Raw genomic sequence first — 13860 nt, forward strand, 5'->3', positions numbered from 1 at the left:
GAACCCGATCAACCGATACGACTCATCCGTGTATGGGTGCTTTTCTAGCCATGTTTCGACAAAACTGGTGGTTTGGCCCTGCGGATTCATCAAGGCAACTCCGGCGGCCATTGATATGCGACTGCCCAGTGCTCGGTAGACCACCTTGTGACATTCGTGCCATGTCTCCGGTGGTGGGGCCGTTGCGCACAGCTCAGGAAACTTGCTGCATACACCCTGTGCCAGCGCTGCTTGGCTGCAGGTAAGGGAACACGCCGCTGCAATGAAACGCCAAAAGACATTCATTTCGCTAATCCCTTTTAGTTGAGCGACTTCAATTGCTTACAACGCAGGGCCTCAAGTGAACAGGCCTTGAAAATTTCGGTGGTTGCGGGACCGGGGGACGTTTACGGCTGGCCAAGCTGCAGCCGGGTGAGCTTCGCTAGCTGCATGGGTTTGGCGCCAAGAACGAGGTCTTCGCCCGTGGCATCCTGCGGGCGCTGCAGACGCACCCGCACATCGTGCCTGAGCCGGCTCCGGCTCCGGCGGGCCGACGCCGGCTGGCTGAACCCCAAAGCCGCCTTCGGGCGGCTTTTCTTTTGGGGGCTTGGGGTGGGGGCGATGGGTGCATCCGGTTGCCGGAGCCAATCACTACGCGGCGGGCCATACAGGCTAGGCGAAGGGGGGGGACGTCGGACCCACCGCGATTGCGGTGCCGCATGGCCACCCGCGAACTATGGAAACGCCGAGGAAGCCGGGGGGCTTTCCGTCACGAGGTTAAACTCACAACGGGCAATCAAACGGAGGTGATGACGTGCAACGAACTGATAGTGCGGTGAGCGACCGGCCAGAAGGGGGGCATGCGGTTGTTGAAGCTGACAGGTCGTCGAACAGTTTGGAAGATCCGTCGAAAATGGACGCGAAGAGCGGCTCGTCCACTCAGGGGGGCGTGGTTGCAAACGGTTCGAAACGCGTTCGCCTGACGGTGCTCCTGTCGGCACTTCTTGTGCCGGTCGCGTACGTGTTTGGGCGATCCTATATTGAAGCTTGGATCAAGGCGCACGGTCTTCCTGTCGAAGCTTTCGCCATTTCAATCGAAGAGGCGTTGCTTGGTGCTTACATTGGAATGCTGCAAGGCGCGACTCGACTCATCAGGATGGTGGTTCCCGATTCTGATCTTCTTTTGCCGGGATACATCGCGCTAATCGCGCTCTGCTTCCTTCTTGCCTATATTTGGATGTGGCTCTCAGGCGCCATCATTAGGACGACCACCACGCTTCTTCGACGGATGTTGAGGTTCGCTGGAGACAAGTTGCATGCAGATCGGTTTACCCTACTTCGTCAAAGGGTGGTGCCTGCGTTCTTTGCTGGCTACTTTGTCGCTTCATTACCCCTCGTAATAGTCGCGGGATTCGGTTACTTGGTTCTTTTGTCGATATTGCCCGCATTGGCTGGTTCCAAGATCGGCGAATTGGAGGGGCTGGACGCGAAGAATAGGGCGATGAGCGCAGTTGCTAGGGGGGAATTCAACCCTGAGCATCAGTTCGCGGAACTGGATGATCACGGAGGGGGGGCGACAGCCCTCGTCGTCAAATGCGGCGACCGGGGGTGTGGGGTAATGGGGAAGGCCGGTCCTGCTTTTGTGACTTGGGAGGGGATCAAGCGGATATCTGCGGGGGGGCCGTTTCCACCCGCACCCGCCGCCGCCCGGCGCTGACGCCAGAGCCGGCCCCGGTGGGCCGACGCCGGCACGCTGAACCTCAAAGCCGCCTGTGGGCGGCTTCTCTTTTGGGGCGGGAGGGGGTGGATGGGGTCCGCGACCCCATCACATGGGGGCGGCGACTGCCTCGATGGGGTGTGGGACCCCATCACATGGGGTCAGCGACTGCCTCGTTGGGCCGGGGGCCCTGTCGCAGCGGGTGTCAGAAATCTTGTGTGCGAGGCCCGTAGCCCGTCCAGCCTGGCCAATCCTCTTGGCCGGTCGACAGTGAACTGCACCGGTTGGATTCGATGCTTGACTAGGGATAGACTGGCCGCGGCGCCCGCCCTGCTTGCACACGAGCAAAAACAGGTCTGATCTCCATTTCTGATTCGACTTCTGGCCCGGCTGCCGGGGAGTTAAACGTGTGCGCCTGACCCGGATCGGCTTGGCCATCGAGGACGAGTCATGACTATCAAAGAACAGGCCTACCGCGCACACGCGTTCCTCCGGGCACGCGGTGTCGCCTCACTCAAGCGCAGCCACGTCCACGAACTGCTAGCAGCCGCGGTGGGCTATTCCACCCACGCCGCGTTCCAGCACGACGCGACCTGGTGCGACATGCCGTTTAGCGTCACCGGTATCGATCCCGACCTCAGCGCAATCAGAGCCCGCTGCCAAGATCTCGGCCTTCCAGCGGACGAGGGTGAGCAAATCGTCGAGGTGCTGCCGTTTTTTCTGCGGGACGCCGGCCACGCGCCGGTGCGGTTCGACGCCCTGATCGCGGCGATTGAGGGGTATGACGATGACCCCGACTGGCTCGAATGGGTTTGGCATGTAGTCGAGCCCAGGTACACGGCTTCGGGTCGCGACATTGAACACCAACGGGTACTTCGAGAAGGCTTGGAACAGGCGGCCGAGCGAGGGGTGTCGGCTGCGCACTTGGCCATCGCGAAGCTGCTGGAGGCCGAGGCGATGCTGTTTGGCGACGAAGAAGAACGGATGAGGAGGCAAGTAATGCGCGAGGGCACGTGGACAAGCCCGTTCGTGAGCTTTGCAGAGATTGAGGCCAACGGACTGCGCGTGTACGACAAGCACCGCCATCACCTGCTGGCCGCTGCGCGGGGCGGAAACATTCGCGCGCTCATGGAAACGGCCCAACGCTACGGCGATCCGGCGGTTCTGGAGCAGGCGCCCTCGGATGAAATGGATCCGATGGCCATGGCTGAGATTGCTGCCGAGCATGACGATATAGAGAAGGTACGTTTTTGGCTGACGGTCGCAGCTCAGGAAGGCGACATCGGCGCAATGCGCGAGCTAATCCTCGGATATGGTGAGCAAGGCGAGCAGGCTTGGGTGTGGATGCACCTGTCTCGACTGCTGGACGACGATCTGAGTCAGGACCGGTACGAGGCTATCAATGAGGACGGCTCGCCCTACGACGATGACATAGGGGGGGCGGCTTACGTCGGCGGCTACGAGGGCATCAATTTGAAACCACTACCGAGTGAAGCGGATGCCGCTGCTCGGCAGATGGCGAGGCAGCTTTTCGCTCAGATCAACGCCGAATGCGGCCCAATCTGACAACGCCGCTGCACAGAGCCCTGGGGACGCCGGCAAACGCCGGCGTTCCCCTGCCGAGACTGGACCACTTCGCGGGCACCTACATCGATCACTGCGCGAAAGGTGCGTCCGCTAGCACGGTCACTGAGGCGGAAATGCGCGAGCAACAACGCGGGGCTGACGAGGCCATCAAGGTCATCGAGGCCACAACACCTGAGGTGAGATAACCCCGCATCTTTTCGCCGCGGATGCGTGAAGTAGCAGTTTTCGCGCGATGAAGTAGTGCTTTTGGATGAGACACGCTTCACAGCTTTTATGCCTATCCCAACCTCAGCTGAAGCTCAGGTCATGACTTAGGCAAAAACGCCGTTATATTCCCGGCACCACAAACAAAGGAGAGTTGGCATGTTTTTGACCAAGCAGCATCTCGTGATGGCGCGTACGCTCGGCGTGGCTATCGTCGCCACCGTAGGCCTTTCCGCGTGCGCCACCTACAAGGACGAGTTTGCCGGGATCAACTCGCGCTTGGATCAGCTCGACGCGAAGGTGCAGAGCGCGGCCCAGAGCGCCGACGCCGCCAATCAGTCGGCGCAGCAGGCCAACCAGCGCCTGGATCAGATGGAAAGCCGCGTCCAGTCGCTCGAGTCGGCGCCGACCCGCGTGCCGCGCGGTTAATCGCTCTTGAAGCATGACCCGGTGGCCTTTGCGGGCCACCGGGGTTTTCACTACTGAGTCATCGTTCCAGGGAACTACCCCATCAATACGTGCATACACCCTGCGATCCGGGCCGCTTATGGCGCGCTGGCGCTGGCGCTGGCATTCGCGAGCATCGGCGTGGCCAACGCCGAGGACGCCGCCGCGCAACCGGCCGCCGCGGTCGACCAGCTGCCGCAAGACCAGGATGTTTCCAGCACGGTGATTGAACTTGCAGGCTGGGTTGTCGCCGCCAAGGACAGCCAAGGCTATCCGTTTGCGGTCATCGACAAGGCCGCCGCACAGATCCTGGTGTTCGGTGGCGACGGCCGGCTTCGTGGTGCGGCACCTGGGCTCTTTGGCTCGGCGGTCGGCGATCATTCGGCCCCCGGCATCGCCGGCCTCGCGCTTCGCGAGATTCCGGGCAGGGATCGCACGACGCCTGCGGGTCGTTTTGTGGGCGGTTTCGGTCCGTCAATCGACGCTGGGCGCGTGCTGTGGGTGGACTACGATTCAGCGGTCTCCATCCACCCCACCGCTAACGTCCCGGCCGAGAAACGCGCCGAACGCCTTGCATCGCCTTCGCCGGACGACAACCGCGTCACGCATGGCTGCATCAACGTCTCGCCCGAGTTTTACGAGCAGGTCATCCGTCCGACGTTCGAGCGGGGCGGGGTGTTCTACGTCTTGCCGGATGAGGCGTCGATAGCGGAGACCTTCCCGGAGTTCGCGCAAAGTCGCACGACTACGAAACGCAAGGGTTGGAGACGCGCAGGGCGCGCGCGCAAATAGTTGGTTGGCAATGCGAGGCGCGTCAGCAGCTAGGCATCCAACTCGTCTGCTGCATCCTCGTCCGGCCCCCGCCACCATGTGAATCCATGTTCCACCTTCGGTGGTTCATGGTCCGGGCTCTCGATACCGTCGAGGTGGCGACCGGGCCCGCGCGACACCCATTCCTTGAGCAGGCGGCTCACCGCGGCCTTGCTCTGCGACCCGATGCCCAGGTTGCGCTCGCTTTCCCAGTCCAGCGATTCGGTGGCCTCATCGTCGTGACGATGCGGAGTGCCGTAGCTACAGCGCAGGCAGTAGTGGGAAATGGAACCGGTCCAATCCTCCGTGTAGCCGATGCCGGGTAGCGTGGCATTCCTGAGATCTTCGATATCGGCAGGCGAGTCGCAGCGGACGAAAGCCACATAAGTGCGGTAGTCGGACGGCGCCAGCCGCGCGAGGCCGTTGAACACTGGCACGACGCCGCCTTCGATCCGGCGCTCGCCGGTCTTGGCTCCATCGTGCAGCACGATGTCGAACAGCCGGTGCCCGCTCTCTGGCAGCGGCACATTCAGTAACCGGGCCCGTACCACGTCGATGCGCCGTGCGAACACCGTCTCACCCTCGGCCCACGGGTTGAGGCGGATGCTGACCAGCCCGAAGTCGCCCTCGATGGGACCTTCGCCTTCCGGAATCCCGATACCGCACTGGGTCCACTGTCGCCGTGCTTCCGCCCAGTCGCCCAGCGCGGTGGCCGCGATGCCGGCATTCCACGCGGACGACTCGTCGAACTCCTCGTCCAACTGCTGCGAGCGCAGGTTGTGGTGCAACGACTCCTGCCAGTCCAGCTGGTACTTGTGGCTCAGGCCAAGCATGTAGTGGAAGTGGGCGGTGGTCGGTTCCTGTTCCACCAGCTTGCCGAAGAGCCGGGACGCTTCCTGCAGGTCGCCACGGTCGAATGCCTGATAGGCGTCCTTTTCCAAGGACTGCGCAGCGGACGTTTCTGGGCTCGGGGTCATGTGAGGCTTCGAGAGGGGACGTGCCGAAGGATAGGGGAGTCCGGTTGCTCAGGGGAGCGCCGCGCCGGTGGAGGGCCAGCCCCTGCGCGATGGCGCCGACCGCAGACAGCAGCAGCCAGGCCGAGACCGGGCGCCGCAGGAACAGCGTGGACGGTTCCAGCGCCTGACGCGGTGCCATGGGCATCGCATCGCTGCCTGCTAGCCGCCGACGATCAATGCATCCGTGATGACGTAGTGCTCAGGGCCGTAATCGATGATGGTGTTGTCGCTGCTGCGCGTCGCCTTGAAGGTGTATCCCGAGGCGCCATCGGCCTGGCTGCCATCGGCACCGATCGCGGTGGTGGCGCGGAACGAAATCACCCGCTTGCGGCCATCGGGCCGGGTGATCTCCACGGTGGTGAACTGGTCGGGGGCCTGTGCCCGTATCACGCCTGCCTCGCAGGTGGCCATCGTCCTGCCGCCGTCCGCCGAGCACGGTAGCGAAGTGGTGGCATGGAACGCGGTGCCGGGCACCAGCGCGTCTGTCGTCCCTTCCACCGGCTGGGAGGCGGGAGGAACTGCGCGGGGGACGGAGACCACGGTGGCCCCCTCGATGGTGGCGACGACCTTGCCGCCGAGCGCTGCGGCCGACGCGGCATCGGGGCAGCCGACCAGGTCGGCGCTGTCGTCCAGCCATTGCAAGGTTGCCTCGCTCTCGCCGAGCCTGAGGCAGGGCGAGCCCGCCGTCGGGTACCCGTTCCCGAACGGCGCCAGCGAGGCGGGGATCGCGGACAGCGCGGGGGCCGCAGCGGGCGTGGCATTCGTGGCGGACGCGGGGGGCGCGGGCTGCGGTGCGGCGTCGGTCGCGGTTGGTTCGACACGTTGGCAGGCGCTCAGCAGGCCAACGCACAGCAAGGCGGGGATCATGGCGTTCATGCGGCGTCTCCGGTGACAGGACACGAGGATGCGGGCTGGGTGATGCGTGTATGCGGCAAACCGTGTCGCGTAGACAGGTTCGCGGGATCGAGCCGCGGCCGGGCCGACACGGCGATGCTACACCCGGCGCCGCAGCCCATTGCCCGGGACGACCGACGGGCTGATTTCGACACGTCGCGCCGGGTCGGCGCTTCTGCGCGAGGCACACGCCTGCCTTGACTTCACCCCGCGACGCGCGCATACGGGAACCGGGCCGCGAGGGCGGGAACGCCTCGGGCATCAACATGCCAACCGTGCAGGTGTCCCATGACTCCGATCGTGCTTTTCACGCTGGTTGCCGTGGTCGCCGCCGCGGTGGGCGTCACCCTCTTCCTTGCGGGACGCCGGCGCGGCGTGCGGGTGGCGAAATGGGTGGGCGTCGCATGGCTTGCCTATGCGGCCTACGAGGTGGCGGTGCAGGTGGCGACACCCGATGCGAACATCCGGGTCGACTTGCTCCTCTTCTATCCCGTGCTGGTGCTGGGGCTCATCTGGTCCCTCGTCGCGCTTGCCCGGCGCGGCCATCCAGCGAACCGGACGTCATGACGTCTGCATGGCGGGTCAGCGTACGCCTCGCGTGCGTTGTCGCGCTGGCCGGCTGCGCCAGCGGCGTCGTGTCGGAGCCTGCGCAGTCGCCGCCGCTCGACGCGCCGGCCGACATGGCGCCGGACTTCGTGGCCGTCATCCATTCGCCCGATTGGAAGGTGAGCATCGCGGGCAAGCGCGTGATGCTGCTCGGCCCGCAGGGCACGCGTGAATTGGCGCTGGAATCGAACGATGTCCTGTTCGATGGCCGGAACGTCGTCGCGACGGACGCGCTCGGGAGGGTGGAGGTCAGGGTGACGCCGCGTTTGTGCCAGGACGCGACGTCGGGAGCGTGGCTCCCCTACACGGCGCGGGTGACGGTGGACCGGGGCCAGCCGGCGCTCGGCTGCGCGCGCGATCCGTAGAACGCGCACGCAGCGACAGGGTCCGGTCAGGGCAACAGCGGACCTTCGGCCAGGCTGTCGAAGCGCGGCACCAGGATCTCCGCATCCGGCGGGAGGGACTTCGCCAGCGGGCGCGGTACCGTGGTGGGGTTAGACGCATAGGCCTTGCCGTCGAAGGTGACGTTCGCGAATCCCGATTCGCCTCCGCCACCACCGACCGCCACCAGCAGGTCACGCCAACCATGGGTGCGCGTGGTCGTCGCGGCGATGGGGGCTTGGGTCACGCTGAGCGTGCTCACGATCGACCATTTGCCGGTGTCGTCCTGGGCCAACACGTAGGTCGTGCAGCCACCCGTCCCGCAGACATTCGGGCCCGCCACCTGAACTACCGCTTCGGAGCGGCCGTCACCGCCCAGGTCAACCGTCCGCCCGAAATAATGGACTTCGCCCATGTCCTTGCCGAGGTCCGCCCGGATCGGCTCCAGCGCGACCGGGGGGATCGCGTTGGGGTCGTCGGTCTCGCCATCGGCCATCGGCGGCAGCATCGGTTGCACTGGCTGCGGGGCCGGGGTGGCCGTTGCACTCGCGGTTTCCACGGAAGCGGATGCAGGCGCCGGCGACTCGGCCGCCGGGGGCTGGCGCGGGGTGCATGCGACCAGGGCAAGCGCCAGGAGCGTCAATGGAACACGGGACACGGGCTCCTCCTCGTGATGGGCGTGGGGCGCGCGATCCGTCAGCGGCACTTCGGATGGGAATCGAGGGTCTGGATGGCATACACCTGGCCATCGGCCATCGTCATCTGCACGCACTGGCGCGTATTCCTGTTCCAGAAGATGCCGTACTGGGTGTTGCCGGAATCGAAGCTGTCCACGTTCGCGAAGCCGCGCGACGACATCGCGTCGATCGCGGAGATCGAATCCGATCCCTGCAGGTCACTGATGCGCTGGGCCTGCGCGTAGCCACCGCGGCCACTGTGGTAGCCGGAATCACGGTTGCGCTGGTCCACGCCTGCCTGGTAGCCCGACGCGTAGGAATCGGAACGATCGTAGTTGTGGTAGCTGTGGTTCTGCTGGCCGTCGTAGAAGCCACGTTCGTACTGTTCTTCGTCCGCGGTATTGGCGTAATGCGCGCCGTTGTCGTGGTGGCTGGACTTGTGCGCCAGCACGGCACCCAGCACCACGGCCCCGATGATCGCGGCGGCGGCACCGTTGCTGCTCTTGGCAGCCTGGTTGCAGTCGGCGGGCGTGCCATCGGTCACCGAGGAATAGCGTCCATCCCGGGTCTCGACGTGGAGGCAGTTCTTGCTCCTCGCATTCCAGTAATAACTGTGCTTCGAATTGCTGCCGCTATGGCCGGTGATATAGACGTAGCCTCGATCGATGATGCTGCCTTCCGCCTGGCCGGCCTTGGCACCCACGAGGTCGGACATCTGGCTGGCACGCTGGGCATGCGCCGGTGGGGCGGCCAGGCCTGCGGCAATCGACACGCTCAGGACGGCAACGAAAGGCAGGGCGAATCGGCTCACGACGGACTCCTCGAGGAATGGGAAGGTTGGGATCAGCGTGCAGCGGTGGCGGTCGGAGGCAGGGTATCGATCACGGCCTGCACCCGGCCGGTGGAGTGGGGCAGCATGCGTTGGTCGGTGGCGACCACCACGGTTCCCGGCACGATGAGCGGCGCCAGTTGCCGCGCGAACTCGTGCGGCATCACCAGATCATGGATGGCGTCGGCATCCAGCACGGTGCCCTGCTCATCGCCATGGCCCGGGATGCCGATGACGGTCCACTTCGGCATCTTCAGGCCCGGATAACCCGGGACTTCGCCGCCCATGTACTCGGTGCTGGCGACATAGGCATGGGTGCCGGACCGCCTGTGCGGATCGCGCACATGGATGCGGGCGCGGCCGATCTCGATGCCGTTGCGCAGGACCACGATCCGCTGGTCGGTAGTGCTGATGACCATGGAGATGGAGCCATCGGGCGATTGCTCCGGCTGCCAGCGGAAGGGCTGGCCATCATCGAGCGTCGGCATGACCGCCTGCCCTCCCGTCACGGGATCGATCGGGATGAGCGCGGTCGGATGCACCATCGCCGCGGGTGCCTTGCCTTCCTCCGCCACCACCACGGTCATGCCCATGTTGCTGGCACCGAACAGAAGGCGCGCGAACTCGCTGGGCAAGTGCACGCAGCCGTGGGATTCGGGATACCCGGGCAGCCCGCCGGCATGGAGGGCGACGCCGTCCTGGGTCAGCCGCTGCTGGTACGGCATGGGCGCGTTGTTGTACTTGCTCGAATGGTGGTCCTTGTCCTTCTGGGAAATATGGAAGACGCCGGTCGGAGTCTCGTGCCCGGGCTTTCCCGTGCTGACGGTGGTGAAACCGATAAGCACCCCATTGCGGCACACGTAACCGCGCTGTTCGGTCAGGCTGACCACCACGGCGATGGGCCCGAGCGTCTTGTCGTCGCCCCCCCAGAACCACTGGCCGGCCTTGAGTTGTGCTGGGGGCGTGTCCGCCGGACTGGAGGTCTTGGCGCCCCAGAACGGAACAGAGGCCTGTGCGGCGGCAATGACGACGGCCAGAACGCCGGCCATCCATGCGGATCGGGCGCTGCGATATCGGTGCACGGTTAGGCTCCGTGGGTGCCCCTCTGGGGCAGGTCACTCGTGCCAGAAGACGAAATCCCGCGGCACTAGCGGCCATCGTCACCATCCAGGAGCTGTTGGGGTCGTGCGGGCGGATGGAGCATAGCGACATCGTCGCTATCACGGCACTGCGACAACGGTAAAGGCCGGTTAGTGGCCTATCCGGATCTCACCCCCCATCGATACAGTCCCTGCATCGAATTCACGGAGGATGCACGGATGAGCAAGTCGCGATGGATGAATGGTTGCGTGCTGTCGCTTGCGCTGACGTGCGCGACCGTGGCGCAGGCGGGCGAAGTGCCGGTGAACCGGCGCAAGTCGACCGCTGATCCGGCTCCGCACCGATGGCCTTCGGCGGCGCCGCAAGGTCAGCTGAAACTCCCGCCCTCCCCAGACCTGATCGCCCGAAAGGAGTTCCAGTGAAACACGTGACATCGACGTTGAAAGTGTTGGTGCTCGCCGCCGCGTTGTCCTGGTCCCACGCAAGCCCGGCGCAAACCGTTGCAGTGAAAGAGGTGCCAGCAAGGCCCGCCGACGTCAGTACGCTCGACGGCCTGATGCGGGCGTTCTATGAAGTCGTCAACACCGCGCCGGACGACGACAGGCAATGGGACCGGGACAGGACGCTGTACGTGCCATGGGTGCGGTTCATTGCCACGTCAACCGATGCGTCGGGCAAGGTGAAAACCCAGATCTGGACGCATCAGCAATACGTGGACGCGACCGAACCGCTCGTGGCTGGCGGGTTCAAGGAATGGGAGGTGTCGCGGAAGACCAAGCAGTACGGAAACATCGCCCACGTTGATTCGGTGTACGAGGGGGAGGTGGTGGCCGACGGCAGCGTCGAGCGATTCAAAGGGCTGAACAGCATCGAGGCCTACTTTGACGGCCGCCGCTGGTGGATCAGTAGCGTGATGTGGATGTCCGAGTCGCCGGCGCATCCCATCCCCACGGAATTCTTGTAAGGCCGTGGGGATCAGCCTGGAGCGAGCCGGTAGCGCTCGGCGGCATGCTTGCGCGACAGCAACGGGGCAAGCTTGCGCCGCTTGTCGTTGAAGTATTCCCACTCGTCCACGTCGGGCAGCGATGGAATCGTGACCGACTCGCCCATGTCCAACCCGGCCAGCGCAGCGTCCACCAGTTCGCTGGCCTCCATCACCATGTCGGGCGGCAGCGTTTGTGGATCGACGCCGGAGCGCTCCCAGATCTCCGTGCGGGTCATCCCCGGCAGCACGGCCTGGACGCGGATGCCGCGCGGACCCAATTGCTCGTGCAGCGACTGGCTCAGCGCCAACACGTAGGCCTTGGTGGCCACATACACGGGCTCGAAGCTTTCTGGCATCAGGGCGGTGACCGAGCCGATGTTGACGATGGTGCCGCCGCCGCGTGCAACGAAGCCCTTCGCCGCCGCGGCGGCGAGCCGCGTCACGGCCATGACGTTGAGCGAGACGATGGCCTCGAGCGTGAGCGGGTCGGCGGAATCGAATGGGCCGAGGCCGGCGACGCCTGCGTTGTTGACCAGCATCGTGATGGCGTGGTCGTCGAGCAGGCGCGCTTCGACCCGCTGCAGGTCGGCCGGGTCGAGCAGGTCGGCGCGCAGCACCTCCGCCGAGGTTCCGGGGTCGCGCTGAAGGCGTTCCGCCAGTGCCTGCATGCGCTCCTCATCCCGCGCAACCAGCACCACGTCGTGGCCAAGGCGCGCAAGCCGGTCGGCGTAGACCGCGCCAATTCCAGAGGAGGCGCCCGTGACGAGTGCCTTGGGTCGGGTCTGGATGTTCATGCCGGCGCTACCTCGCGACGTGTGCGGCGAATGCGTGCGGCCTGCACCGCCGCACCGGCCAGATAGACGAGAAAGCCCGCACCGACCAATGCCTTGAGCATCGGATCCTCCGGGCCGCTGAAAGCGGGGCTGCCCAAGGGGACGCGCGTGCCCGTCTCGGTGAGTCCGGGGATCAGGTGGAAGAACAGGGTCAGCGAATAGCCGAGCACCGCGACGTAGCGCGAAAGCCCGGTCGCCGCTCGCGCGCGCCTTTCCGCGGCCCAGGCGACGGCCAGCACTGCCAGTGTCGCTATGGCAAGCATGTGCGGCGCTCCGAAACCACCGTGGCGGAAGATGAAGAGCCCGGTAATGGCGGTGGCCGCGGTGAACAGTATGTAGGTCAGCCCGGGGCGCGTCCCGCTACCGATCTCGCCACGGCGGGAGAGGTCGATGATGCCCGCGGCTACGGCCACCAGGGCGAGCAGGGTGTGGAAGGTGCCGAAGACGCTGAGGTTGAGTGTCGAGAGCATGGGATTACTCGTAAGCCGGGAGACCTGTGAAGGTCTGTGAATGGCGGCCCTCGGGACTTCAGGAAGTCCAGAAGGTCGGCGTTGAGCATTTCCTTGTGCGTGTCGGTGATGCCATGCGGCGCGCCCGGATAGCCGTGGACGATGAGCGTGGGTACGTCGAACTTTTCAGGTCCTGTTGACGAAGTGATTTTTACCCCCGTGGGGTCGCCGCGAAAACGCCCATGCCTGCAAACACGCGATGCATCCTTGCAACGCCGGCTGGCACGCTTGTTGCGCTATGTGTTTCCATGGCCGTGTGCTTTCATACAAGCGCCCGGCTCAGCCGGAAGTCCGCGACCGGAGACCGTCCGCCGTGAGCTTCGATTGGAACGACATTCCGTTGCTGCTCAAGCTTGCCGATACGGGAAGCATGAGCCAGGCCGGGCGCATCCTTGGTCTGGATGCCTCGACGGTGAGCCGTCGCGTGGCCGCCGCGGAGAAAGCCTTGGGCGTGCGCTTGTTCATCCGCGAGCCGACCGGCTACCAGGCTACCGACGCCGGACGCGTCTTCCTGGCGCATGCAGAGTCGGTGCTGGACCGCGTCCAGACCATGCTGGTGGATACGCGCGCGGAGGGGGAGGGTGTCTCCGGCGTCGTCAGCATCACCGCGATCGATGTGCTCTTCAGCCACTGGATCTTGCGGTACCTGCCCCCGCTGCTCGCACAGTACCCGGGGCTGCAGATCAATCTGATAGGCGACAATCGCGACTTGTCCTTTACCCGGCACGAGGCCGATCTCGCCATACGCCTCAGTCGGCCCAACGAGGATGCCGCGCTGCGCATGCGCAAGGTCGGCGACTTGGGGCTGGCGGTGTATGGTGCACCGTCGTTCGCGGGGCTCCCGCGTGAAGAATGGGCCGATGCACCGTGGCTTGCGTATCCGCTGGAGCTTTCGCGCATGCCGGAAATGCAATGGTTGGACCGGCTGGAGCTACGCAGGCCGCCGACGCGCCTGAGCAGTGTGTCGATGATTCTTCGTGCCTGCCAGGAGGGCGTGGGAATTGCACTGCTGCCCTGTATCGCGGCTGACAGTGCCGGACTCCAGCGGCTGGAGCCACAACCCGTCATCCATCGCGAGCTTTGGCTGCTGAGTCATCGCGATGCGGGCCACGTCACGCGGTTCCGAACGGTGGCGGACTGGATGGTCCGTCTTTTTGAAAGCCACGCAGCCGCACTGCGCGGGGATTCGACAATCTGACGTGCACGGCCTGCCGGTGGCCGGGCAGCAGTGCGAGAACCTGATCAACCATCTGGCATGCGGGAGGTTCGCGAACTTGGGCGAGCC

General features: G+C 65.0%; 16 protein-coding genes. 9 read left to right on the plus strand and 7 right to left on the minus strand.

Features of this window, described 5'->3' with window-relative positions; all coding sequences use genetic code 11:
• The first annotated feature begins 793 nt into the window (after window positions 1-793).
• The 4 genes from N800_RS02240 (at window position 794) to N800_RS02260 (ending at window position 4726) form a co-directional block, all read left to right on the plus strand.
• Window positions 794-1696 (plus strand): hypothetical protein, encoded by a 903-nt coding sequence (locus N800_RS02240; RefSeq protein WP_156962837.1) that lies wholly within the window; start codon window positions 794-796, stop codon window positions 1694-1696.
• 450 nt (window positions 1697-2146) lie between these two features.
• Window positions 2147-3262 (plus strand): hypothetical protein, encoded by a 1116-nt coding sequence (locus N800_RS02245; protein WP_036134365.1) that lies wholly within the window; start codon window positions 2147-2149, stop codon window positions 3260-3262.
• A 384-nt stretch (window positions 3263-3646) separates the two neighbouring features.
• On the plus strand, window positions 3647-3916 hold the full coding sequence (locus N800_RS02255) for a hypothetical protein (RefSeq protein WP_036134367.1): 270 nt from the start codon (window positions 3647-3649) through the stop codon (window positions 3914-3916).
• Window positions 3917-4048: 132 nt separating this feature from the next.
• Window positions 4049-4726, plus strand: coding sequence for a L,D-transpeptidase (locus N800_RS02260; protein ID WP_036134368.1), 678 nt, complete (start codon window positions 4049-4051; stop codon window positions 4724-4726).
• Window positions 4727-4755: 29 nt separating this feature from the next.
• On the opposite strand, the gene N800_RS02265 is transcribed toward N800_RS02260, so the two are convergent.
• Together N800_RS02265 and N800_RS02270 are read right to left on the minus strand one after the other, a co-directional pair.
• On the minus strand, window positions 4756-5721 hold the full coding sequence (locus N800_RS02265; protein WP_036134369.1) for a tetratricopeptide repeat protein: 966 nt from the start codon (window positions 5719-5721) through the stop codon (window positions 4756-4758).
• Between the two features lie 198 nt (window positions 5722-5919).
• The gene (locus N800_RS02270; protein ID WP_198032446.1) at window positions 5920-6636 is read right to left on the minus strand and encodes a hypothetical protein; all 717 of its coding nucleotides are present in this window, start codon (window positions 6634-6636) and stop codon (window positions 5920-5922) included.
• A gap of 306 nt (window positions 6637-6942) precedes the next feature.
• On the opposite strand from N800_RS02270, the gene N800_RS02275 reads away from it, so the two are divergent.
• Window positions 6943-7221: a hypothetical protein gene (locus N800_RS02275; protein WP_036134370.1), complete on the plus strand. Its 279-nt coding sequence runs from the start codon at window positions 6943-6945 to the stop codon at window positions 7219-7221.
• On the plus strand, window positions 7218-7625 hold the full coding sequence (locus N800_RS02280) for a hypothetical protein (protein ID WP_036134371.1): 408 nt from the start codon (window positions 7218-7220) through the stop codon (window positions 7623-7625). The genes N800_RS02275 and N800_RS02280 overlap by 4 nt, the downstream gene beginning before the upstream one ends.
• Before the next feature lie 26 nt (window positions 7626-7651).
• Here the strand turns inward: N800_RS02280 and N800_RS15150 are convergent, their stop codons facing one another.
• Genes N800_RS15150 through N800_RS02295 form a run of 3 tightly spaced genes read right to left on the minus strand, consistent with a single transcriptional unit; the run spans window position 7652 to window position 10229 of the window.
• Window positions 7652-8299, minus strand: a complete 648-nt coding sequence (locus N800_RS15150; RefSeq protein WP_156962838.1) for a hypothetical protein — start codon at window positions 8297-8299, stop codon at window positions 7652-7654.
• 38 nt (window positions 8300-8337) lie between these two features.
• Window positions 8338-9129 carry a hypothetical protein gene (locus N800_RS02290; RefSeq protein WP_084087102.1) on the minus strand — a complete coding sequence of 264 codons (792 nt, stop codon included), beginning with the start codon at window positions 9127-9129 and terminating at the stop codon, window positions 8338-8340.
• 32 nt (window positions 9130-9161) lie between these two features.
• A complete protein-coding gene (locus tag N800_RS02295) occupies window positions 9162-10229 on the minus strand; it encodes a L,D-transpeptidase (protein WP_232227519.1) in 1068 nt (355 codons plus the stop codon).
• A 237-nt stretch (window positions 10230-10466) separates the two neighbouring features.
• Between N800_RS02295 and N800_RS02300 the strand changes: the two genes are divergently transcribed.
• Together N800_RS02300 and N800_RS15155 are read left to right on the plus strand one after the other, a co-directional pair.
• Window positions 10467-10670: a hypothetical protein gene (locus N800_RS02300; RefSeq protein ID WP_036134374.1), complete on the plus strand. Its 204-nt coding sequence runs from the start codon at window positions 10467-10469 to the stop codon at window positions 10668-10670.
• Window positions 10667-11212: a hypothetical protein gene (locus tag N800_RS15155; RefSeq protein ID WP_156962839.1), complete on the plus strand. Its 546-nt coding sequence runs from the start codon at window positions 10667-10669 to the stop codon at window positions 11210-11212. The genes N800_RS02300 and N800_RS15155 overlap by 4 nt, the downstream gene beginning before the upstream one ends.
• Window positions 11213-11223: 11 nt before the next feature.
• Here the strand turns inward: N800_RS15155 and N800_RS02310 are convergent, their stop codons facing one another.
• Both N800_RS02310 and N800_RS02315 read right to left on the minus strand, forming a co-directional pair.
• Entirely contained in the window at window positions 11224-12027 is an 804-nt protein-coding gene (locus N800_RS02310) for an SDR family NAD(P)-dependent oxidoreductase (protein ID WP_036134376.1), read from the minus strand.
• Window positions 12024-12536, minus strand: a complete 513-nt coding sequence (locus N800_RS02315) for a hypothetical protein (RefSeq protein ID WP_036134378.1) — start codon at window positions 12534-12536, stop codon at window positions 12024-12026. Before N800_RS02315 ends, N800_RS02310 begins: the two co-directional genes overlap by 4 nt.
• Before the next feature lie 352 nt (window positions 12537-12888).
• Between N800_RS02315 and N800_RS02320 the strand changes: the two genes are divergently transcribed.
• Complete coding sequence (locus tag N800_RS02320; protein ID WP_036134697.1) at window positions 12889-13773, plus strand: LysR family transcriptional regulator; 885 nt, start codon at window positions 12889-12891, stop codon at window positions 13771-13773.
• Window positions 13774-13860: the final 87 nt, after the last annotated feature.

The sequence above is a fragment of the Lysobacter daejeonensis GH1-9 genome (assembly GCF_000768355.1).
GTDB lineage: Bacteria > Pseudomonadota > Gammaproteobacteria > Xanthomonadales > Xanthomonadaceae > Aerolutibacter > Aerolutibacter daejeonensis.